This window comes from Kribbella capetownensis, from assembly GCF_004331485.1.
GTDB classification, from domain to species: domain Bacteria; phylum Actinomycetota; class Actinomycetes; order Propionibacteriales; family Kribbellaceae; genus Kribbella; species Kribbella capetownensis.
Window position 1 is genome coordinate 119,086 of record NZ_SJKD01000003.1, and the last position, 20,838, is coordinate 139,923.

A 20,838-nucleotide genomic window follows, 5' to 3' on the forward strand; every position below is an offset into this window, starting at 1 on the left:
GCTGGGATGAACAGGTTCGGGACTGTGGTGATCGGCGGCGGACAAGCCGGTCTGGTGATGGGCTACCACCTGCGGCGGCGGGGTGAGGACTTCGTGATCCTCGAAGGGCATCCGCGGGTCGGTGACTCGTGGCGACGACGATACGACTCACTGCGGCTGTTCAGTCCGCCGCGGTACGCGAGTCTGCCCGGTCTGCCGATCCCGGTGGACGACTGCCCGACGCGGGACGAGATGGGCGACTACCTCGAGCAGTACGCCGCTCACTTCGAGCTGCCCGTGCGGACCGGCGTACTGGTGACACGGGTGTCGCGTGACGCCGAGGGTTTCCGGGTGGAGACCGACGACGGCGAGTTCCTGGCCGATCAGGTGATCGTGGCCGGCGGATCGCACACGGTGCCGCGGCGGCCGGCGTTCGCGAGTGAACTCGACCCGGCGATCCGGCAACTGCACTCGCTCGAGTACCGCAGCCCGGAACAATTTGCCGACGGCACCGTTCTGGTGGTCGGCGCCGCGAACTCCGGCACCGACATCGCGTTGGAGGCCGCCAAGACCCACCGCACCCTGCTGGCCGGGCGGCATCCGGGGCAGGTCCCGGTCGACATCGACTCGTGGCGCGGGCACCTGATGGTGCCGGTCGTGATGTTCGTCTTCCGGCACGTCCTGACCCGTCGTACGCCGCTGGGCCGCAACGCGATCGCCGCGATGGAAGGGCATGGCGTCAACCTCGTGCGCAACAAGCTCGCGCACCTCGAGGCGGCCGGCGTCCAGCAGCTGGGCCGGATCGAGGGGGTCCGCGACGGGCAGCCGACGACCGCGGACGGCGAGGTACTGACCGACGTAGGGACCGTCGTGTGGTGCACCGGTTCGGACCCGGACCACAGCTTCCTCGACCTGCCTGTCTTCGAGGGCGGCCGGGTGCGGCACGAACGCGGCATCGCGACCGGTGAGCCCGGGTTGATGTTCCTCGGGCTCGACTTCCAGTTCGCTGTCGCGTCAGCGACCATCCAGGGGCTGGACCGGGATGCCCGGTATCTGCTACGGCAGCTGCGTCAAAACGCCCTTCGGGGTGCCAGTCGGCCCGTTACCGTGGACAGGCGGTAGCATCGCGGGCTGAAATGGGTGAGTGGACGGGTGCCGGGTTCCCCTCGCAACCCCGGAGCGAGGGCGTGGGTGAGTCAGTGACAGTGGCTGGTGGCGAGGGCGGGCCGACCGCCCTCCGGATCATGCTGGGCGGACAACTGCGGCGGATGCGGGAGTCGGTCGGGATCAGTCGCGCCGATGCGGGCTGGCAGATCCGTGCCTCGGAGTCCAAGGTCAGCCGGATGGAACTCGGGCGCGTCGGGTTCAAGGAGCGCGACGTCAACGACCTGCTCGGGCTTTACGGCATGGACGACGCGGAGGAACGCAACCGGCTGATGGAACTGGCCCGGGCCGCGAACAACCCCGGCTGGTGGTCCCGGTACGGCGACGTGATGCCGAGCTGGTTCAACAACTACGTCGGGCTCGAGGTCGCGGCCACGCTGATCCGGACCTACGAGGTGATGTTCGTCCCCGGGCTGCTGCAGACCGAGGAGTATGCCCGGGCCGTCGTTCAGCTGGGCAAGTCGTTCCTGCCCGGCGACGAGGTCGAGCAGCGGGTCTCGCTGCGGGTGACCCGGCAGCAGATCCTGACCCGGCTGAATCCGGCCCGGCTGTGGGTGGTCATCGACGAGTCGGTGCTGCACCGGCCGGTCGGCGGCGAGGCGATCCTGCGGGCCCAGATCGAGCACCTGATCATGTGGGCGCAGCAGCCCAACATCACCTTGCAGATCATGCCGTTCAGCAGTGTCGGGTATCCCGGCACCGGCGGCGCGTTCAGCCTGCTGCGGTTCCCCGACGGGGACCTGCCGGACATCGTCTACATCGAGCACGCGGCCAGCGCGCTCTACCTGGACAAGCTCGAAGAGGTCGACGAGTACGTCGCGATCATGGAGGCACTCACGATCGCGGCGGCGCCGGTCTCGGCGACCGAGAGCCTCCTGAAGGAAGCCCTCGCCCGCCTCTGATCGTTACGCGACCACCAGGTCGACCTTGATGTTGCCGCGGGTTGCGTTGGAGTACGGGCACACCTCGTGCGCCTTGGCGACCAACTCCTCGGCGACGGCGCGGTCGACGCCGGGCAGGCTCACCTCGAGCTCCACCTCCAGGCCGTAGCCGGCGCCGCCGTTGATCGGGCCGATGCCGACCGCCGCCGTGACGGTCGAGCCGTCGGCGTCCTGGCGGGCCTTGCGCGCGACCAGCTTCAGCGCGCTGTGGAAGCAGGCCGCGTAGCCGGCCGCGAACAGCTGCTCCGGGTTGGTTCCGTTGCCATTGCCACCCATCTCGACGGGCGGGGCGACGACGACGTCGAGCTTGCCGTCGTTGGTGGCCACCTTGCCGTCCCGGCCGCCCTGGGCGGTCGCGCGCGCGGTGTACAGAACCTTCTCGACTGCGATGGTCATATCTGTCGTTCTCCTAAGTCGTTCAGCGAGTGGGGTCGAGCACGAGCTTGCCGACGGTGCGGCGGGCTCGCAGGTCTTCGTGGGCGGTCGCCACGTCGGACAGCGCGTAGTCGCCGCCGACGATCGAGGTGAGCTTGCCGCTGGCCGTCAGGTCGAACAGCTCGGTCAGCGGACCGCCGACCGCGGCGGGATCACGCAGGCAGTCGACCAGCCAGAACCCGGCGATGGTCTTCGAGCCCTTCATCAGCCGGCCCGGGTCGATCGCCGCGGCGGCCTGCCGGGACGCGGCACCGAAGGTGACCAGCCGGCCGAACGGCGCCAGTGCCGCGAACGACTCGTCGAACGTCGGCCCGCCGACCATCTCCAGCACGATGTCGACCGGCTTGCCGCCGTTCGCCGCGATGATCCGGTCCTTCAGACCTTCCGGCGTACCGTCGATGGCGGCGTCCGCACCGAGCTCGAGGGTCTGGTTGCGCTTCTCCTCCGAGGACGCGGTCGCGATCACTCGGCCGGCGCCCCACAACTTCGCGAGCTGCACGGCCAGTGAGCCGACACCACCGGCACCGGCGTGCACCAGCACGGACTCGCCGGGTGCCATGTGGGTCATGGTCTTGAGCAGATGCCAGGCCGTGGTCCCCTGGACCACCAGTGCGAGTGCCGCCCCGTCACTGACACCTTCGGGTACGTCGAACGCCACCGCGGCGTGCGCGACTGCCTTCTCGGCGTAGCCGCCGGAGCCGACCAGCGCGACCACCCGGCGACCGTCGGGAGTGTGTCCGACCACCTCACCACCCGGGGTCAGCGGCAGCTGCGCCTTCGACAGGTAGCTGTTCTCGACCTGATGCGTGTCCGCGTAGTTGATACCCGCGCGGTCCACCGTGATCAGGAGCTGCCCATCGCCGGCCACCGGATCCGGAACGTCGCTGACCTTCAGCACCTCAGGTCCGCCGAACTCGGCGATCTGTATCGCTCGCACGTTCTCCCTGCCTTCCGTTGTCCGCTCGATACGCCGTACTATACACTGTACGTTAACTGCTTCCAAGGAGGGATCGAGATGGGCCGGACACCGCGCAACACGCTCAGCTCCGAGCTGATCGTCCGGACCGCATTCGAGCTGATGGAGTCCAAGGGGACCGACGCGTTCAGCCTGCGCGGCGTGGCCGCCGAGCTCGGGGTCGGCCCGATGGCGCTCTATACCTACTTCCGCAACAAGGACGACCTGTACGACGCTGTCCGCGACCACCTGATGGGTCTGCTGCCCGCCGTACCGCAGGACGTGTCGTGGCCGGATCAGGTCCGGGCGGTGTGCCGAGGGCTGCGGCTGCTGATGCTCCAGCATCCTTGCCTTGCGCAACTACTCGCGAGCCGGCCGCTGGCCGGGCACGAGACGGCCCGGGTGGCCGAGGGTCTGCTCGGCGTACTGCGCGCCGCCGGGTTCGATCCGGAGACGGCCGCGCGGACTCATACCACGCTGTTCACGTACGTGCTCGGGGCAACGTCGTGGGAGATCCAGATGGCGGCCGAGCGCCGCGATCCGGAGGCATGGCGGCGACTCCGGACGACGATGGAGTCACTCTCGGCGCGGGACTTCCCGACGGTCGTCGAACTGGCACCGGAGCTGTCCCGGACGACGGGTGGCGACGAGCAGTTCGACTACGGCCTCGACCTGCTGCTCGAGGGGCTGCGGGTCAGAACACCATCGTGACGATGGCAAGAATCCCGATGCAGACGATCAGCACGCGCAACGCGATCGGCGGCAGCTTGCGGCCGTAGCGGGCGCCGAGGAAACCGCCGATCGTCGAGCCGACCGCGATCAGCGCGGCGGCCAGCCAGTCGACGTCGGCGACGATGATGAACAGCACCGCGGCGACCGTGTTCACGACGGTGGCGAGGACGTTCTTCAGACCGTTCATCCGCTGCAGGTTCGAATCCAGGCCGAGGCCGAGGATCGCCATCAGCAGGACGCCTTGCGCGGCACCGAAGTACCCGCCGTAGATGCCGGTGGCAAAGACCGCGGGGATCACCCACCAGGCACCGCGATGGGCGTGCGACGGCACGCTGATCCACTTCGACAACCAGGGCTGGAAGGCGACCAGCAGACAGCCGAGCAAGATCAGCACCGGGACGATGGCATGGAACGCGGAGTCGGGCAGGGTGAGCAGCAGCACTCCCCCGACGACGCCGCCGAGCAGCGAGGCCGGGATCAGCCGGATCATCCGGCCGCGCTGGCCTTCCAGCTCACGGCGATAGCCGATCGCGCCGGCTGCCGTACCGGGAGAAAGGCCGACACTGTTGCTGACGTTGGCCAGCACCGGCGGAATTCCCACGGCCAGCAGGGCGGGAAACGTCAGCAGCGTGCCCGACCCCACCACAGCGTTGATCGTGCCCGCGCCCATCCCCGCCACCAAGACGAACAGCGCCTCGAACCATGTCATCGCTGCCAGACTTTACGCACCTGACCGGCGGTCGCGCTCATCGGTCCGTCCGTTGAGCAGTCAGGATCCGATCGTTCCAGCAGAGGACGAAGCCTCGCGCCAGGATCCACGGACCGAGGCTAGGACAGGGCCTCCCCGGACGTACGGGGAAGGCCCTGTCGACGGTTGCTGCTCAGCGATCCTGGGGCGGCTCGGCGGCCGGGGGCTCCGAGTTCGGCGACACCGGCGGTGTCGTCGGCAGGGTCGTCGGCGGGGTCTGCTGGCTGCGGCTGCTGACCGCCGCGTTCTGCGCGGCTGCGATCGCCTCCGCGACGGCGTTGTCGGCCTCGGCTACCGCGGCGTCCGGGACGGCCGCGGGGACGCCCTCGATCTCCGGTGCGTGGCCGTTGTCGAGCTCCGGCGCCTGCCAGGTGCCCTCGGCCTTCTGGGTGATGCCGGCCACCTGGCCGACCGCACTGCCGAGACCCTTGAGCGCGTCGCCGATCTCGCTCGGCACGATCCACAGCTTGTTCGCGTCGCCCTGGGCGATCGACGGCAGCATCTGCAGGTACTGGTACGCGAGCAGACCCTGGTCCGGCTTGCCGGCGTGGATCGCGTTGAACACCGTGGTGATGGCCTGCGCCTCACCCTGTGCCTTCAGGATCCGGGCCTCCCGCTCGGCCTGCGCGCGCAGGATCCGGGACTCCCGGTCGCCCTGGGCGGTGAGGATCGCGGACTGCTTCTGGCCCTCGGCCGACAGCACCGCCGACTGCCGCATACCTTCGGCGGTCAGGATCGCGGCGCGCTTGTCGCGGTCCGCGCGCATCTGCTTCTCCATCGAGTCCTGGATCGACGGCGGCGGGTCGATCGAGCGGAGCTCGACCCGGTTGACCCGGATGCCCCACTTGCCGGTCGCCTCGTCCAGCACGTACCGGAGCTTCTCGTTGATCTCCTCGCGGCTGGTCAGCGTCTGCTCCAGGTCCATGCCACCGATGATGTTTCGCAGCGTCGTCATGGTCAGCTGCTCGATCGCCTGGATGTAGTTCGAGATCTCGTACGTCGCCCGGACCGGGTCGTTCACCTGGAAGTAGATGACGGAGTCGATCGACACCATCAGGTTGTCCTCGGTGATGACGCCTTGGGGCGGGAACGCGACCACTTGTTCGCGCATGTCGATGGTGTAGCGAACCTTGTCGACGAACGGCGTCAACAGGTTCAGGCCCGGCTGCAAACCGGTCTTGAACTTGCCGAACCGCTCGACGATCCCGACGGTCTGCTGCTGCACCACCCGGACGGACTTGACCAATGTGACGATCACCAGCAAGGCGACCACCGCAAGCACTATGAGGAACGCGGTCACTAGACCCTCCACTCGACAGAACCCTCAGGACGGACAGTCTTTCCTATCGACGGGCCACCCGGCGTTCCGGTTCCCGGCGAGTCGGGCGCCTGATCCGTCATGGATCGCTGCCGTCCCTCGATTCCGACAGTACTGCGCGCAGGGGCCGACTCAACCTGCCCGCCGCGTCGGTTGTGTCTCAGACGCCCTCTCAGTTCTTGGGCGGGTCGGTCGGGTTCGGGTTCGGCGTCGACTCCGGGTTGTTCAGCTGGTGGTGCAGCGGGTCGCCGACCGGGTAGACGACGGCCGTCGCGCCGTCGATCGCCATCACCTCGACCCGGGTGCCCGGCGGGATCGTCGACACCTCGTCGTACGGGCGGTCGGTCCAGAGCTCACCGTTCAGCCGGATCGAGCCGCCGCCGTCGGGGTGGATCTCCTTGACCACGGTCCCGTTGCGGCCGATGACGTGCGCCGAACCGGTCTTCAGCTCGCCACCGTGGTGCATCTTGCGCACGAGCAGCGGACGGATCGCGGCCAGCATCGCGCCGGCCGTGATGAGGCCGACGACGATCTGCAGCCAGAGCAGTCCTGGGAGGAAGGCCGCCACCCCGGCGGCCGTGAGCGCACCGGCAGCCAGCATGAGCAGGGTGAAGTCGAGCGAAGCGAGCTCGGCCAGACCGAGGACGGCGGCGATCGTCAGCCAAGCCGCCCACACGTTGTCCCGCAGCCAATCCATCATTTCCCAAGCCTATCCACGTTCCGGTCCCCACACAGGCTCTTGGACGTGCCTGCCCGGTCACAGGATCCAAACCATCTCCTGGGCTGACCCATGAGATGGTGGGTTCACCCCCGCCAATCCGACTGGCCGACCCACCATCTCCCTGGCCCACCCACGAGACGGGCGCGGGGCGGGAGCGCGGTGGGTGGGGCTCAGAGGGCGCGGGCGGTGTATCTGCCGTCTTCGTGGTTCAGGGACAGAGCGAGGTCGAAGGTGTCGCTCAGGGTCTGGGCGGTGAGGGCCTCGGCGATCGGGCCGGCCGAGACGATGCGGCCCTGCTTGAGCAGGAGCGCGTGGGTGAAGCCGGGCGGGATCTCCTCGACGTGGTGGGTGACGAGGACCATCGCGGGAGCACCGACCGCGGTCGCGATCGAGCTGAGTGAGCGCACCAGCTGCTCACGGCCGGTCAGGTCGAGACCGGCGGCCGGCTCGTCCATCAGCATCAGCTCGGGATCGGTCATCAGGGCGCGAGCGATCTGGACTCGCTTCCGCTCCCCCTCCGACAACGTGCCGAACGTTCGCTCGCTCAGATGCGCGATGCCGAGCTCGCTGAGCAACTCCTTGGCCCGCTGGTGGTCCAGCTCGTCGTACTCCTCCCGCCAGCGACCGAGGACGGCGTACGACGCGGAGACGACGACATCCGCGACTCGTTCACCCCTGGGGAGGCGGTCGGCCAATGCGGCACTGGTCAGTCCGATCCGGGGCCGCAGTTCGAAGACGTCGATCGCACCGAGCACCTCACCGAGCAGTCCGGCGACACCTGCGGTCGGGTGGATCTGGGCGGCGAGGACCTGCAGCAGGGTCGTCTTGCCGGCACCGTTCGGTCCGATCACCACCCACCGATCGGCCTCGTCGATGGTCCAGTCGATGCCGTCGAGCAGAAGCGCGTCACCGCGGACGATCGACACCCCGGCCAGCTCCACCACTGCAGTCATGCCCCAAAACCTACGGGGTGGCTCCGCGTGCCCGGTAGCCACCCTGGACCTGCCTGGCCGGAGTCGTCCGGCCGGTGTGTTGGTGGGACACTGTCGGGCGTGCTGACCACCTCCGCCTCGGTCCGGTTCACCGTCTGGACGAACGCGATGCTGACCGGTGCCTGCGACCCCGACACCGCCGCGCACAAGATCCTCGGCGACGACGTCGGGCACCATGTCGCGGGCCTGGCCGGACATCCGGACCCGGCCACTCTCCCCGTGGCGCTGAACCTCTTGCGTGCTGCGGGAGCGACCCAGGCCCACCTCGCGTTGCCGGTCCCGGGTGACCCGATCGGACTCGCCGGACCGCCGTCGTTCAACGAGGCCGCCCTGGAAACGGGTGAGGCCGTCGTACTGTCGGGCGCCGAGATCGGACTGGTTCCGGCGTACGTCGGTCCGGCCGTGCAGTGGAGTGTGATGCCGGCGGCAAGTCCGCTGCCTGCCGACATCGGTGAGGCGGACCGTGGCCTGCGGCTGGCCCTGATCGAGGCCGCGGACTCGCTGGCCGCGCTCGACGTCGCACGCTGGAAGCCCGAGGTCGCGGACGCGCTGATCGACATCCGCAAGATCGGCAGCGGCCGGAACGACGATCTTGCCCCGGGCTACCAACCTCGCGCGGTGAAGGCGGCGGCGACCGCCCGGCGTTGCCTGGCCATCGCGGACGCCGCGCTCGAGGACGATGGCGCGGCGGTCACCGGTGCCGAGGCTGACGCTCGCCGCCGGGCGCTGCTGGACCTCGCCGCCGCGGCCAGGCGCGCGTTGGTCGCGGCCTGCGCGCCTCCTGTTCACGCCTGAGATATGGACCGGACAGCAGACCGACAGGTGATTTGGGTAGCGTCGGTGCTGCGATGACAGAAGAGGCTGAGCTCGAGAAGCATTCACCCGATCGACCGACCGTGCTGGTCACTCTGACCGGCACCGACCGGCCCGGGCTGACGTCCGCGGTGCTCTCGACGATCGCGACCCGCGGCCTCGAGGTGATCGACGCCGAACAGGTCGTGCTCCGGGGCCGGCTGGTCCTCGGCGTCCTGCTGTCCGCGCCGCGTGACCACAAGGACCTGAAAGAGGAACTGAAGGCGCTGGCCGACGTTCTCGACGTCGAGATCTCGGTGGAGAAGGGCGTCGGTGACAACGAGCCGCGGCGCAAGGGCCGCAGCCAGGTCACCGTGATCGGGCATCCGCTGTCCGCGGCCGGGCTGGCCGCGATCGCCGGCCGGATCGCCGACACCGGCGCCAACATCGACCGGATCAGCCGGATGGCGCGGTACCCGGTGACCGCGATGGAGATCGCCGTATCCGGTGCCGACCCGGACACGCTGCGTGCTGTGCTCGCGCTGGAGGGTGTCCGGCAGGGCCTCGACGTGGCAGTTCAGGACGGCGGACTGTACCGCCGGGCCAAGCGGCTGATCGTGATGGACGTCGACTCGACGCTGATCCAGGGCGAGGTCATCGAGATGCTCGCCGGGCACGCCGGCCGGCTGGAGGAGGTCGCGGCCGTCACCGAGCAGGCGATGCGCGGCGAGCTCGACTTCGCCGAGTCGCTGCGGCACCGGGTCTCCAAGCTGGAGGGCCTGCCCGCGTCGGCACTCGACGAGGTGTACGACGCGATCCAGCTGGCGCCCGGAGCCCGGACGCTGGTGCGGACGCTCAAGCGGCTCGGGTACAAGTTCGCGATCGTCAGCGGCGGTTTCAGCCAGATCACCGGCAAGCTGGTCGCGGACCTCGGCATCGACTACGCGCAGGCGAACGAGCTGGAGATCGTCGACGGCAGGCTGACCGGCCGGGTGATCGGCGAGATCGTCGACCGGGCCGGCAAGGCCACCGCGCTGCGGCGGTTCGCCGCACAGTCCGGTACGCCGCTGTCCCAGACGGTCGCGATCGGTGACGGCGCCAACGACCTCGACATGCTCGCCGCGGCCGGTCTCGGTGTCGCGTTCAACGCCAAGCCGGTCGTCCGCGCGGCCGCCGACACGCACCTGAGCGTGCCGTACCTGGACACGATCCTGTACCTGCTCGGCATCAGCCGCGAGGAAGTGGAAGCCGCAGACGCGGACAACCCGGCCTGACCGCGGCTGTCTGCAGACCCGCGGGTGCGGGAAGATCGCGACATGGAGTTCTCCAGCCGGCCCGCGACACCCGACGACGCGGGCGCCATGTACCAGGTGATCGCTGCCAGTGAGCAGGACTGGCACGGCCAGGTCGAGGCGATTCCGGACCAGGTCGCGGCGGACCTGCGCCGTCCCGGGCTGAATCCTGAGCGCGACACCCTCGTCGTCCACGCGGAGAACGGCGATCTGGCCGGCTGGGTCTGGCTCCACCTGGGCAAGCGCGCGCAGGTCGCCGTCCACCCGTCGTACCGCGAGCGCGGGATCGGGACGATGCTGCTCGATTGGATCGAGGCGCGGTCCCGCGAGGCCGGGAGTGCCTGGGTCGCGCAGACCGTGGACGACGCGGACGAGGCCGGCACCGACCTTGCTCCGATCCCGCGGGTACGAGGTACTCGCGACGAACTGGCTGCTTGTGCGGTCGATCGACGGACCCGCTGCTCGCGAGCTGGCGGCTGGGATCAGGCTCGGTGCGTACGACCCGGCGCGGGCGCACGAGGTGCACGAGCTGGTCGAGGACGCATTCTCCACCTTCCGGTCACGCCGGAAGTCCTTCGAAGAGTGGGGACAGCTGACCGTCGAGCGGCCCAGCTTCCTGCCCGCGGTGTCGACCCTGGCGTACGCCGGGGACGAGTTGGTCGGCGCGGTGCTCGCACTCGACCTCCCGGACAGCCGCGAGGGGTACGTCGAGCAGCTAGCGGTCCGGGCCGACCAGCGGAACAAGGGCATCGCCCGCGCCATGCTCGACCAGACCTGCGCCGAGTTCGCCCGGCTCGGGCGCGACAGCTGCATCCTCTGGACCCACTCCGGCACCGGCGCCCTGGCCATGTACGAACACCTCGGCATGCACGTCCGCCGCAGTACGACGGTCTGGCGCCACGCCTAGCAGTACTCGATCGGACCGATGACGGTCCGACCTACGCGCTCGGCGATCACCGGCCCGTGGGCTTCGGCGGCATCACTGTCGCGAGTGGTCACGTACAGGTGGTAGCCGGGCGGCGCCGGGGCCAGATCCCACAGCCCAGTGGCATTGACGGACAGCTCGATCCCGGTGTGCTTCGCGGTCGGTTCCAACCCGAGCTCCGGCACCGCCGGCCAGCAGCCGACAGCCCAGTGCACCGACGTTCGCTCCGGCCCTCCGATCGGTGGGATCACCGACCAGTCGAACTGCGCGAGTGGCAGGTCGTCCACGGACACTTCCGTCTCGACCACCGGGAGCTGATCGAGCGTGCCCACAGCGTCCGTGTCCTCCTCCGACAGCGCCAACCAGAAGCCGCCCTCTCCGTCCGAGACCCCGATGGGTACGTCGGGATCGAGCCCACGGCGCTGATCGGCGGGAATCAACGGATCCAGCCTGTCGAGGAACCGGCTCGTCGTCTCCGCGGAGGTATGCAGCTCCAGCACCACGTTCGCGCCGAACCGTGTCAGGCTCAGGAACCGGCGGGCGGCCCGGGAGTCCGTCCTGACGATCAGCTCGACCTGGACCTGGGCACGATCCGCGGCGATGTCGAGCAGGCGTTCGACTGTCGCCGCGGCGTCGGCGAGCCGGGTGCCGGTCTCGATCAGGTGGAAGGCCGAATTGCTCATGCGCCCATTCTCACGACCGCGGGGATCAGCCCTCGTTCCGCCATGCGGGTCTGCGGCGCGAGAGCACCTATCCTTCCGCTATGTCTGATCTGCAGGGTGGTGGGCCGGGGGCCCTGTTCGCCATTGGTGGCGCCGAGGACAAGCTGAAGAGACGCACGGTGCTGCAGGAGTTCGTCGAGTCGGCCGGTGGATCCAAGGCCCGGATCGTGGTCGTTCCGACCGCGTCCGCGCTCGGCCCCGACGTCGTCGACGTGTACCACGCCCTGTTCGCCGCCCTCGGCGCCGCGAGCGTCGTCGGCGTCCGCCCGGAGAACCGCGAGGACGCCGACGACCCGGCCTTCCTCGAGCCGCTGGAGGACGCGACCGGCATCTTCATGACCGGCGGCAACCAGCTCAAGCTCGCCGGTGTCGTCACGGGTACGGCGTTCGGCCGCGCAGTCACCGCCGCCCACGACCGCGGTGCCACGGTCGGCGGTACGTCGGCCGGCGCGAGCATCCTGGCCGAGCACATGATCGCCTTCGGCCGCTCGGGCGCGACCCCGCGGCAGCGGATGAGTCAGCTGTCGGGCGGTCTCGGCCTGGTCCAGGGGGCGATCGTCGACCAGCATTTCGCTCAGCGGAACCGGTACGGCCGGCTGCTGTCGCTGGTCGCCCAGTCCCCCGGCCTGCTCGGCATCGGCGTCGACGAGGACACCGCCGCCGTTGTCCGCGGTACTCACCTGGAGGTCGTCGGCCGTGGTGCGGTGACGATCTTCGACGGCAGCCGGATCGCGTCCAACGCCCACTACGCCAAGCGATCCGAGCCGATCCTCGCGTCAGGCGTCGTACTGCACGTGTTGCCGGCCACCGCGACGTTCGACCTGGAGGCGCGGGTGCTGCTGTCGTACGGTCCGCAGCCGCCGGCGGAGGAGATCGCCGAGCTCGAGGCCGCCGAGGCGGACCTGCAGAAGCTGGCGAGGGAGATCGCCGCCGAGGGGGTGTCACCCAAGTACTACGCGGATCGCAAGCGGCGAGCGGGACGTCGTACCGCGCAGGCGGAGTCGTCCAAACGGGCCGCCGGGAGATCGTCGGCTGCCGGGGAGTCCAGACCGGAGGCGACCGAGCCGATCACGGCCGGCGCCGACCTCGACGACCCCTCCGACCGCATGCCGCCATCAGAGTAGGACCGAATGACCGACACTGCCGCAACGCAGGGCGCGCCCAGCCCGGACCTGAAGATCATCGAGACCCGCGTGTACCGCGGGCCGAACGTCTGGAGCTACGACCCGGCCATCCACCTGGTCGTGGATCTGGGCTCGCTGGAGAGCTTCCCGTCGAACACCATCCCCGGCTTCACCGAGAAGCTGCTGGAGTACCTTCCCCGGCTCGACCAGCACCACTGCTCGCGCGGCCGCCGCGGCGGTTTCATCGAGCGGCTGCACGAAGGCACCTGGCTCGGCCACATCGCCGAGCACGTCTCGCTGCAGCTCCAGCAGGAAGCCGGCCACGACCTGCGGCGCGGGAAGACCCGCCAGGTCAAGGGCATCCCGGGCCGCTACAACATCACCTACGCGTACGCCGACGAGGCGGTCGGACTGGCCGCCGGGGAACTCGCCGTGCGGTTCGTGAACAACCTGGTGCAGCCGGCTCCGGACTTCGACTTCACCACCGAGCTGGAGAAGTTCATCAAGCAGGCCGAGCGGACCGCGTTCGGCCCGTCGACGCAGGCGATCGTGGACGAGGCGGTGTCCCGCGACATCCCGTGGATCCGGCTGAACAAGGCCAGCCTGGTGCAGCTCGGCCAGGGCGTGCACGCCCAGCGGATCCGCGCCACGATGACCTCGGAGACCGGGTCGATCGCGGTCGACATCGCCAGCGACAAGGACCTGACCACCCGCTTGCTCGCTTCGGCCGGCCTGCCGGTGCCACGGTCGGAGTCGGTACGCACGGTCGACGAGGCGGTGACGGTCGCGCACAAGATCGGGTACCCGGTCGTCTGCAAGCCGCTGGACGGCAACCACGGCCGCGGCGTCTGCCTGAACCTGCAGGACGCGGACGAGCTGCGGGAGGCGTTCCCCATCGCGGCCGAACAGTCCCGTCGCGGCTGGGTGATCGTGGAGAACTTCGTCACCGGCAAGGACTACCGCTGCCTGATCATCAACGGCCGGATGGAGGCGATCGCCGAACGCGTGCCCGCGCATGTGGTCGGCGACGGCATCCACACCGTCGCGGAGCTGGTCGACATCACCAACTCCGACCCGCGGCGCGGCGTCGGGCACGAGAAGATCCTGACCCGGATCACCGTGAACGCGGCGGCGCGTGAGCTGGTTCGGAGCCAGGGTTTCGAGCTGGACGACGTACCGCCGGAAGACGAGATGGTGAAGCTCACGCTGACCGGCAACATGTCCACCGGCGGGATCTCGATCGACCGGACCTTCGAGGCGCATCCGGAGAACGTCGAGATCGCCGAGGAGGCGGCCCGGATGATCGGGCTCGACATCGCCGGTATCGACTTCATCTGCCCGGACATCACCCAGCCGGTGCGCGAGACCGGCGGCGCGATCTGCGAGGTGAACGCGGCGCCCGGGTTCCGGATGCACACCAACCCGACGATCGGCGAACCGCAGTACATCGCGAAACCGGTCGTCGACATGCTGTTCCCGACGGGCGCGACCAGCCGGATCCCGATCGTCGCGGTGACCGGCACGAACGGCAAGACCACCACCTCGCGGATGATCAGCCACGTCTTCAAGGGTATGGGTCGCAAGGTCGGGATGACCTCGACCGACGGCATCGTGATCGACGAGCGGCTGGTGATCCGGTCCGACGCGTCCGGGCCGAAGTCCGCCCGGATGGTGCTGCAGAACCCGCGGGTCGACTTCGCCGTGTTCGAGGTGGCGCGGGGCGGGATCCTGCGCGAAGGGCTCGGGTACGAGCGCAACGACGTCGCCGTCGTGCTGAACATCCAGCCCGACCACCTCGGGATGCGTGGTGTCGACACGCTCGAGCAGCTCGCGGACGTGAAGGCGGTCCTGGTCGAGGCCGTGCCGCGGACCGGGTACGCCGTACTGAACGCCGACGACCCGCTGGTGCGGAAGATGCGGCGGAAGTGTTCCGGGCAGGTGGTGTGGTTCAGCATGGCCGAGCCGGGCAGCGAGGTGCGCGACTACATCGAGGGACACTGCCGTCGCGGTGGCCGGGCGGTCGTGCTGGAGCGGTCCGACCTGGGCGACATGATCGTGGTCAAGCACGGCCGGCGGTCGATGCAGCTCGCCTGGACACACTTGCTCCCGGCAACGTTCGGCGGGCGGGCGATGATGAACGTGCAGAACGCGATGGCCGCGGCGGCTGCGGCGTTCGCGGCCGGGGCGCCGCTGCACGACATCCGGCAGGGTCTGCGCACGTTCAACACGTCGTACTACCTGTCCCCCGGGCGGCTGAACGAGATCGACGTCGACGGGCGCACGGTGATCGTCGACTACTGCCACAACGCGCCGGCGATGCGGATGCTCGGCGACTTCGTCGACCGGCTCGGCGAGAGCCTGAACGCGTCGTCCGAGCTCGGCCGGCCGTCGCGGATCGGTGTGGTCGCGACCGCGGGCGACCGCCGCGACGACGACATCCGCGAGCTGGGTGAGGTCGCGGCGCAGCACTTCGACGTCGTGATCGTCCGCGAGGACGCGCGGCTGCGGGGTCGCAAGCGGGGTGAGTCCGCCGCGCTGGTCGAGGCCGGTGTACGGCGGGCGATGGAGAACGGCGCGCGCTGCCGGCAGATCGACATCGTGCTGGACGAACTGGCCGCGATCCGGCACGCGTTGAGCCGATCAAACCGCGGCGATCTCGTCGTTCTCTGCGTCGATCAGCATCAGACGGTTTTGGCCGAACTCGAGTCCGTCTCACACCTGGCGCAGGCCGGCGCGCGGTCGGGCGACGAAGGTGGCGACCCCGACTTCGTCCAGCCTGACGAGGAGACCGAGGCTGCGACCGAGTGAGGCCGACCGTTCTGGCGTACTACTTCCCCGATTGGCATCGGGATCCCCGCAACGCGGCGTGGTTCGGTCACGGGTGGACCGAGTGGGAGTTGCTGAAGGCTGCTCGTCCTCGGTTCGAGGGGCATCGGCAGCCACGGACGCCGCTGCTCGGGTATCGGGACGAGTCCGATCCTGCGGTCGCTGCCTCGGACATCGATCTGGCGGCGGCGCACGGGATCGACGGGTTTCTGTTCGACTACTACTGGTACGACGACGGGCCGTATCTGTCGGGTGCCTTGGACGACGGGTTCCTGGGTGCGGCCAACAGTTCGCGGCTGCGGTTCGCGTTGATGTGGGCGAATCATCAGTTGGTCGACATCTTCCCGGATCGCGGCGGTTCTGCACCTGGGCTGCTGAAGGACGGTGCGCTCGATCGGCGGTCGTTCGAGGCGATGGCGGCGTACGTGATCGAGCGGTACTTCTCGCGGCCGAACTATCTGACGGTCGACGGCCGGCCGTGGTTCACGGTGTACGACCTGGCGAACTTCATCGACGGGCTCGGTGGGGTCGAGGCGGCGCGGGACGCGATCGACTGGTTCCGGGAGCGGGTGCGGTCGGCCGGATTTCCGGGACTTCATCTGGACGCCGTGTTGTGGAGCTCGGCGGTGATTCCGACGTCGGCCGAGTCGCCACTGGTGGTCGATTGGGTGCGGGCGCTCGGGTTCGACTCGGGGACGTCGTACGTCTGGGTCCATCACCATGACGTGGGCGGATCGTCCTTTCCGGAGGCGTCAGTGGCCGAGCTGCGGGAGTCGGCGTTCGCGGAGTACGAGCGGTACGCCGGACTGCTCGACGTGGACTTCCATCCGAATGTCACCGTCGGGTGGGATCCGTCGCCGCGGACGGATCAGTCGCTCGAGTACGTCGCCGGGCGGTATCCGTGGACGTCGGTGTGGGATCAGGGTCCGGACGAGTTCGCGGTCGCGGTGCGGCAGGCGGTGGACTTCGTCGAGCGATGGAAGCCGCGGTACCCGGTGATCACCGTGAACGCTTGGAACGAGTGGACCGAGGGGTCGTACTTGTTGCCGGAGACCACGCATCGGCTCGGGTACCTCGAGGCTATTCGGGACATCCTCGGAACTCACTGACCGTGGCGGTCGTTGGCTGTCCGTGAAGATGAAGTTGTTGGCGGCCACTATGGCACTCGCCCTCCCTGTCCTGTTGTCCTCCTGCGGATCGTCCGCTACCACCACCCAGGAGGCGGCGGTGAGTACGCCGAGTGTGCTGGTCGAAGACGCCTGGGTGCGTGCCACCACCGGCGCCGAGGACACCACGATGACGGCCGCCTTCATGTCGCTGACGAACCCGGGCAACACCGACATCAAGTTGACCTCGGCAGCTTCCCCGGTGGCCGGCCTGGTTCAGCTGCATGAGATGGCGGCGAAGGACGGCAAGATGGTCATGCAGGAGAAGCCCGGCGGCATCACCGTCCCCGCCACCTCGCACACCCACCTCTCCCCCGGCGGCGACCACGTGATGCTGATGGGTCTCAAACAAGCCCTCAAGCCCGGCGACGAGGTCCCCCTCACCCTCACCTTCTCCGACAACACCACCCACGACCTCACAGTCCCCGTCAAATCCTTCACCGAAGAACAAGAGCACTACCACCCGACAACCAAGTGAGCGGCAGACCTTCACGACGGCAGCTGTTCGGGTACGCCGGGGCTGCTGCCGCGGGTGGAGCTGTGGTTGGGGGTGTAGTTGCTCTGGGCAAGGACGGTCCGGCTGAGGCGGTTGGGCGCGGGATCGAGCCGTACGGGGTGCATCAGCCGGGAATCGCGGCTGCTTCTCCTCGGCACGCTGAGTTGGTGGCGTTCAACCTGAGGCACGGTGTGGACAAGGCGGCGCTTGGGCGGTTGATGCGGTTGTGGACCGGGGACATCGTTGCCCTGGCCAACGGGCGGGCAGCGCCCGGTGACACCGCGCCCGAGCTGGTGATCGGCAATGTTGCGCTGACGACCACGGTCGGGTTCGGGCCGCGGGTGTTCGAGTTGACGGGCGAGAAACCGCCCGGGCTCGACGACCTGCCGGTGATGAAGCGCGACCGGCTCGCCCCCGCGTGGTCGGGCGGCGATCTCCTGATCATGGTCGGCGCCGACGATCCGGTCAGCGTCGTACACGCCGTACGACGCCTGGTCGCGGACGCGAAGCCGTTCGCGACACCAACCTGGCGCCAGACCGGGTTCTGGAACGGCACTGGATCCGACGGCCAACCCGTCACCGGCCGCAACCTCTTCGGTCAGGTCGACGGCACCGGCAATCCGGCCGTCGGTACGCCGGAGTTCGACGCCACCGTGTGGTCCTCCGACGGTCCCGACTGGTTCCGCGGCGGTACGACGCTCGTCGTACGCCGGATCCGGCTGAACCTGGACACCTGGGACGAGCTCACCCGCTCGGAGCAGGAACGCGCCATCGGCCGCAAGCTCTCCACCGGCGCACCCTTGACCGGCGCGGCCGAGCACGACGAGCTCGATCTCGAAGCCCGGGACGCCGACGGCCGCCCGGTGATCGCGGAGAACGCCCATGCCCGCCTCTCTCACCACTCCGAGAACGACGGCCGCCGGATCTTCCGCAAGGGCCTCAACTACGTCCAGGACACCGGCCCGGCCCGCGAATCCGGCCTGATCTTCCTCAGTCACCAGGCCGACGTCGCCGCCCAGTTCCTCCCGCTCCTCGCCCGCCTCGACGCGGCCGACGCCCTCAACGAGTGGACCACCTCGATCGGCTCGGCCGTCTTCGCCCTCCCACCCGGCTTCCAGCCCGGCACCTGGCTCGCCCAGAACCTCCTCGCCTGACCTGTCACCCTGCGACGCTGGCAACGGCGTTCAGAGGGGGTGAGGAGAGGATGCCGATGAGAGTTGAACCCGATGACGACTTCGATGCGTTTGTGCGGGCGCGGTGGACGACCACTGCGCGGCTGGCCTACGCGCTGACCCTGGACCACCAGCAGGCCGAAGATCTCGCCCAGGAGGCCTTCACCAAGCTGTGGTTCCACTGGCGCAAGGTGAGTGGTGGTAACCCGGAGGCGTACCTGCGGAAGATCGTCACCACGACGTTCCTGTCCGGCCGGCGCCGCCGCTGGATCGGCGAGCGGCCGACCGAGACGCCACCCGACACCGCGGTGGGCGCAGGCACGGCCCAGGTGGACGAGCGGCTCGCCCTCCGCCAAGCGATGGCCCAGCTGAGCCCGCGGCAACGCGCCGCCGTCTACCTGAGGTACGCCGAGGACCTCTCCGAACGCTCCGTCGCCGACCTGCTCGGCTGCTCGGTCGGCGCGGTCAAGCAGCACACCCGGCGCGGCCTGGACGCGCTCCGCACTGACATTCATTTCGGCACACCTGACGAACTGGCCGACCTGGCCGGGAGGGGGATCGCATGACCGACGACGACCTGACCACGAAGCTCTCTGTACTGACCGACGACCGTCCCGAGCCGGCCGACCCCGCGGCTCCGATCCGCTTTCGCATCAAGCGCCGGCGGCGTCGCCGTCGCGGGGCCGCCGTCGTCCTGACTGTGGCCGGCGTGACCGCCGCCGCCCTGGCCGCCGGCCCTCTGCTGAACTCGATGCGGCCGACCGAACCCGCCGTCGCCGGCTTCGGTGCTCCGTCGCCGGCGTCGGTCCAGCCGAGTACGCCGCTGCTACCAAGCACGATCACCACACCAGGGAGCACTCCGAGTACCAGGTCGGGCACCACGCCGATACCCACCGGCGATCACCACAAGATCTTGCCGGCGCCGTGGTCGGCGGAGCGGTTCACCAAGATGCCGGACGCGAACGCCTACCGGCCGCACGCGTACTACGTCGCCAAGGGCACCATCCCGACCGAGTCGTGGGCGGTCCTGGTCTACTCACGCGAAGGGTGCCTGGTCACCGACGAGGGCCCAGCGGTCAGCTTCGGCCGCCCGCTGATCTGCTTCAACCCGCCACACAACGGCACGCACTGGGTGGTGCAGGGCCACGGCAAGGAGAAGGGCAGCGCGAAGATCGACGCCACCCTGGTGATGGGATCGGCCCCGATCGGCGCCCGCAAGGTGCGAATCGTCGCCGGCGGCAAGACCTACACGACGAACGCCGTCGCGACCCCGGCCACCGACACCCTTCGCTTCTTCGCGATCGTCATCCCCCGCCGCGACCTCAAGATCACCTCGGTCCAACCCGTGAACGCGGCCGGCCACCCGGTCAGCTGAGGGCACGTGGGGAGGAGCCGGCACGGTCTCCTCCCCACCCAGCCGGCTGACCCACGCGGAGGGTCGTACCGCCGACGGTCAGGAGGCTGGTTCTTGGCGGCGGGCGAGGAGACGGCGGCGGGGTTCGTCTCGGTCGATCCAGTCGAGGTCGTCGGACAGGACGGCGTCGTTGGACCTGTCGGCGTACGGGTCCGGTGGTGGCGGAGGTGGCGGCAGGGCGCGGAGCTTGAGGACCACCATCGGGATCGCCAGGAGTACGGCGAGCACCAGCCAGACGCCGTACTCGCGCAGGACCGGTTCGAAGGACTGGAAGAACGCGTCGGTGGCGGCGTCCGCGGTGTCGTTGGCGGACTGTGCGGCCGGTGCCCGATCGACGACCCGGATCGCGTTCACGATGCCGAAGGAGGCCAGGTAGAAGCCCGCCAGCGGCACCCAGAAGTACGCCGATCGCCAGCCGCGCCGCCAGCAGGCGACGTACAGAACGAGAGCCAGACCGACCGCCACGAGCAGGCCGTTCAGCTGCCAGAGCCAGCGCCACTCATCCAACTGGTTCGCCGGCCGCAAGGCGTACCACGCGATCGGCAGGGCGAGAGCGAACGCGGCGACCACCGAACTTCTGGTGCCCAGGGCACCGAACAGGCCACCGACAGCGGTTGCCACCAGCAACGTGGTCAACAGCGACCGATCCGACCAGTCATTGCCGGTCAACCACCACATGCCGGCGCCGACAGCCACGACCAGCGGCACGGTGATGCGCACCCGCATGACCAGCAGCCCGGCCAGCACACCACCGGCGAACCCACCCAGCACCAGCAGGTCCACCCGTGGCGGCACGAACATCGTCGTACCCTCCGGCAGACCCTTCAGGTACGTCGCGGAGAACCCGGCCACGAACCAGGCGACCACGGCGGCCGGGATCGACCACAGGTAGCGCATGACACCCCGTTCCCGCCCCAACCGCGG

Annotated in this window: 21 protein-coding genes and 1 pseudogene; 14 read left to right on the forward strand and 8 right to left on the reverse strand. The window is 69.2% G+C overall.

Translation table 11 applies throughout. The annotated features are described in order from the left end of the window. Positions 1-6 precede the first annotated feature (6 nt). Together E0H75_RS15340 and E0H75_RS15345 are read left to right on the forward strand one after the other, a co-directional pair. On the forward strand, positions 7-1,101 hold the full coding sequence (locus tag E0H75_RS15340) for a flavin-containing monooxygenase (RefSeq protein WP_131514231.1): 1,095 nt from the start codon (positions 7-9) through the stop codon (positions 1,099-1,101). A 122-nt stretch (positions 1,102-1,223) separates the two neighbouring features. Further along, positions 1,224-2,045: a helix-turn-helix domain-containing protein gene (locus E0H75_RS15345; protein WP_131514739.1), complete on the forward strand. Its 822-nt coding sequence runs from the start codon at positions 1,224-1,226 to the stop codon at positions 2,043-2,045. A 3-nt stretch (positions 2,046-2,048) separates the two neighbouring features. On the opposite strand, the gene E0H75_RS15350 is transcribed toward E0H75_RS15345, so the two are convergent. Together E0H75_RS15350 and E0H75_RS15355 are read right to left on the reverse strand one after the other, a co-directional pair. Further along, entirely contained in the window at positions 2,049-2,480 is a 432-nt protein-coding gene (locus E0H75_RS15350) for an organic hydroperoxide resistance protein (protein WP_131514232.1), read from the reverse strand. Positions 2,481-2,502: 22 nt separating this feature from the next. Then, positions 2,503-3,456 (reverse strand): quinone oxidoreductase family protein, encoded by a 954-nt coding sequence (locus E0H75_RS15355; protein ID WP_131514233.1) that lies wholly within the window; start codon positions 3,454-3,456, stop codon positions 2,503-2,505. A 78-nt stretch (positions 3,457-3,534) separates the two neighbouring features. On the opposite strand from E0H75_RS15355, the gene E0H75_RS15360 reads away from it, so the two are divergent. Next, positions 3,535-4,185 (forward strand): TetR/AcrR family transcriptional regulator, encoded by a 651-nt coding sequence (locus tag E0H75_RS15360; RefSeq protein ID WP_131514234.1) that lies wholly within the window; start codon positions 3,535-3,537, stop codon positions 4,183-4,185. Here E0H75_RS15360 and E0H75_RS15365 read toward each other — a convergent pair. From E0H75_RS15365 to E0H75_RS15380, 4 genes are all read right to left on the reverse strand, one after another. Then, entirely contained in the window at positions 4,169-4,915 is a 747-nt protein-coding gene (locus E0H75_RS15365; RefSeq protein ID WP_131514235.1) for a sulfite exporter TauE/SafE family protein, read from the reverse strand. The genes E0H75_RS15360 and E0H75_RS15365 overlap by 17 nt on opposite strands. Before the next feature lie 172 nt (positions 4,916-5,087). Next, entirely contained in the window at positions 5,088-6,254 is a 1,167-nt protein-coding gene (locus tag E0H75_RS15370) for an SPFH domain-containing protein (RefSeq protein WP_238163111.1), read from the reverse strand. Between the two features lie 190 nt (positions 6,255-6,444). Further along, complete coding sequence (locus tag E0H75_RS15375) at positions 6,445-6,972, reverse strand: NfeD family protein (protein ID WP_131514236.1); 528 nt, start codon at positions 6,970-6,972, stop codon at positions 6,445-6,447. A 191-nt stretch (positions 6,973-7,163) separates the two neighbouring features. After that, positions 7,164-7,946, reverse strand: coding sequence for an ABC transporter ATP-binding protein (locus E0H75_RS15380; RefSeq protein ID WP_131514237.1), 783 nt, complete (start codon positions 7,944-7,946; stop codon positions 7,164-7,166). A gap of 99 nt (positions 7,947-8,045) precedes the next feature. Between E0H75_RS15380 and E0H75_RS15385 the strand changes: the two genes are divergently transcribed. From E0H75_RS15385 to E0H75_RS15395, 4 genes and pseudogenes are all read left to right on the forward strand, one after another. Then, complete coding sequence (locus tag E0H75_RS15385) at positions 8,046-8,780, forward strand: hypothetical protein (protein WP_131514238.1); 735 nt, start codon at positions 8,046-8,048, stop codon at positions 8,778-8,780. 53 nt (positions 8,781-8,833) lie between these two features. Continuing rightward, a complete protein-coding gene (gene serB / locus E0H75_RS15390) occupies positions 8,834-10,051 on the forward strand; it encodes a phosphoserine phosphatase SerB (RefSeq protein WP_131514239.1) in 1,218 nt (405 codons plus the stop codon). Between the two features lie 87 nt (positions 10,052-10,138). Continuing rightward, positions 10,139-10,357 (forward strand): annotated as a pseudogene (locus tag E0H75_RS45010) (GNAT family N-acetyltransferase); the annotation flags it as partial. 100 nt (positions 10,358-10,457) lie between these two features. After that, positions 10,458-10,976 carry a GNAT family N-acetyltransferase gene (locus E0H75_RS15395; RefSeq protein WP_165553768.1) on the forward strand — a complete coding sequence of 173 codons (519 nt, stop codon included), beginning with the start codon at positions 10,458-10,460 and terminating at the stop codon, positions 10,974-10,976. Here E0H75_RS15395 and E0H75_RS15400 read toward each other — a convergent pair. Then, positions 10,973-11,677, reverse strand: coding sequence for a hypothetical protein (locus tag E0H75_RS15400; protein ID WP_131514241.1), 705 nt, complete (start codon positions 11,675-11,677; stop codon positions 10,973-10,975). The genes E0H75_RS15395 and E0H75_RS15400 overlap by 4 nt on opposite strands. 80 nt (positions 11,678-11,757) lie before the next feature. Between E0H75_RS15400 and E0H75_RS15405 the strand changes: the two genes are divergently transcribed. The 7 genes from E0H75_RS15405 (at position 11,758) to E0H75_RS15435 (ending at position 19,875) form a co-directional block, all read left to right on the forward strand. Then, positions 11,758-12,840: a cyanophycinase gene (locus tag E0H75_RS15405; RefSeq protein WP_131514242.1), complete on the forward strand. Its 1,083-nt coding sequence runs from the start codon at positions 11,758-11,760 to the stop codon at positions 12,838-12,840. Between the two features lie 6 nt (positions 12,841-12,846). Next, complete coding sequence (cphA, locus tag E0H75_RS15410) at positions 12,847-15,648, forward strand: cyanophycin synthetase (RefSeq protein ID WP_131514243.1); 2,802 nt, start codon at positions 12,847-12,849, stop codon at positions 15,646-15,648. Next, positions 15,645-16,775, forward strand: a complete 1,131-nt coding sequence (locus E0H75_RS15415; RefSeq protein ID WP_131514244.1) for a glycoside hydrolase family 99-like domain-containing protein — start codon at positions 15,645-15,647, stop codon at positions 16,773-16,775. The genes cphA and E0H75_RS15415 overlap by 4 nt, the downstream gene beginning before the upstream one ends. A 118-nt stretch (positions 16,776-16,893) precedes the next feature. After that, positions 16,894-17,310: a copper chaperone PCu(A)C gene (locus tag E0H75_RS15420; protein WP_238163035.1), complete on the forward strand. Its 417-nt coding sequence runs from the start codon at positions 16,894-16,896 to the stop codon at positions 17,308-17,310. 62 nt (positions 17,311-17,372) lie between these two features. Then, positions 17,373-18,482: a Dyp-type peroxidase gene (locus E0H75_RS15425; RefSeq protein WP_238163036.1), complete on the forward strand. Its 1,110-nt coding sequence runs from the start codon at positions 17,373-17,375 to the stop codon at positions 18,480-18,482. A 56-nt stretch (positions 18,483-18,538) separates the two neighbouring features. Next, entirely contained in the window at positions 18,539-19,066 is a 528-nt protein-coding gene (locus tag E0H75_RS15430; RefSeq protein WP_131514246.1) for a SigE family RNA polymerase sigma factor, read from the forward strand. Continuing rightward, positions 19,063-19,875 (forward strand): hypothetical protein, encoded by an 813-nt coding sequence (locus tag E0H75_RS15435; protein ID WP_131514247.1) that lies wholly within the window; start codon positions 19,063-19,065, stop codon positions 19,873-19,875. Before E0H75_RS15430 ends, E0H75_RS15435 begins: the two co-directional genes overlap by 4 nt. A gap of 78 nt (positions 19,876-19,953) precedes the next feature. On the opposite strand, the gene E0H75_RS15440 is transcribed toward E0H75_RS15435, so the two are convergent. Continuing rightward, positions 19,954-20,811: a hypothetical protein gene (locus E0H75_RS15440; RefSeq protein ID WP_131514248.1), complete on the reverse strand. Its 858-nt coding sequence runs from the start codon at positions 20,809-20,811 to the stop codon at positions 19,954-19,956. Positions 20,812-20,838 lie beyond the last annotated feature (27 nt).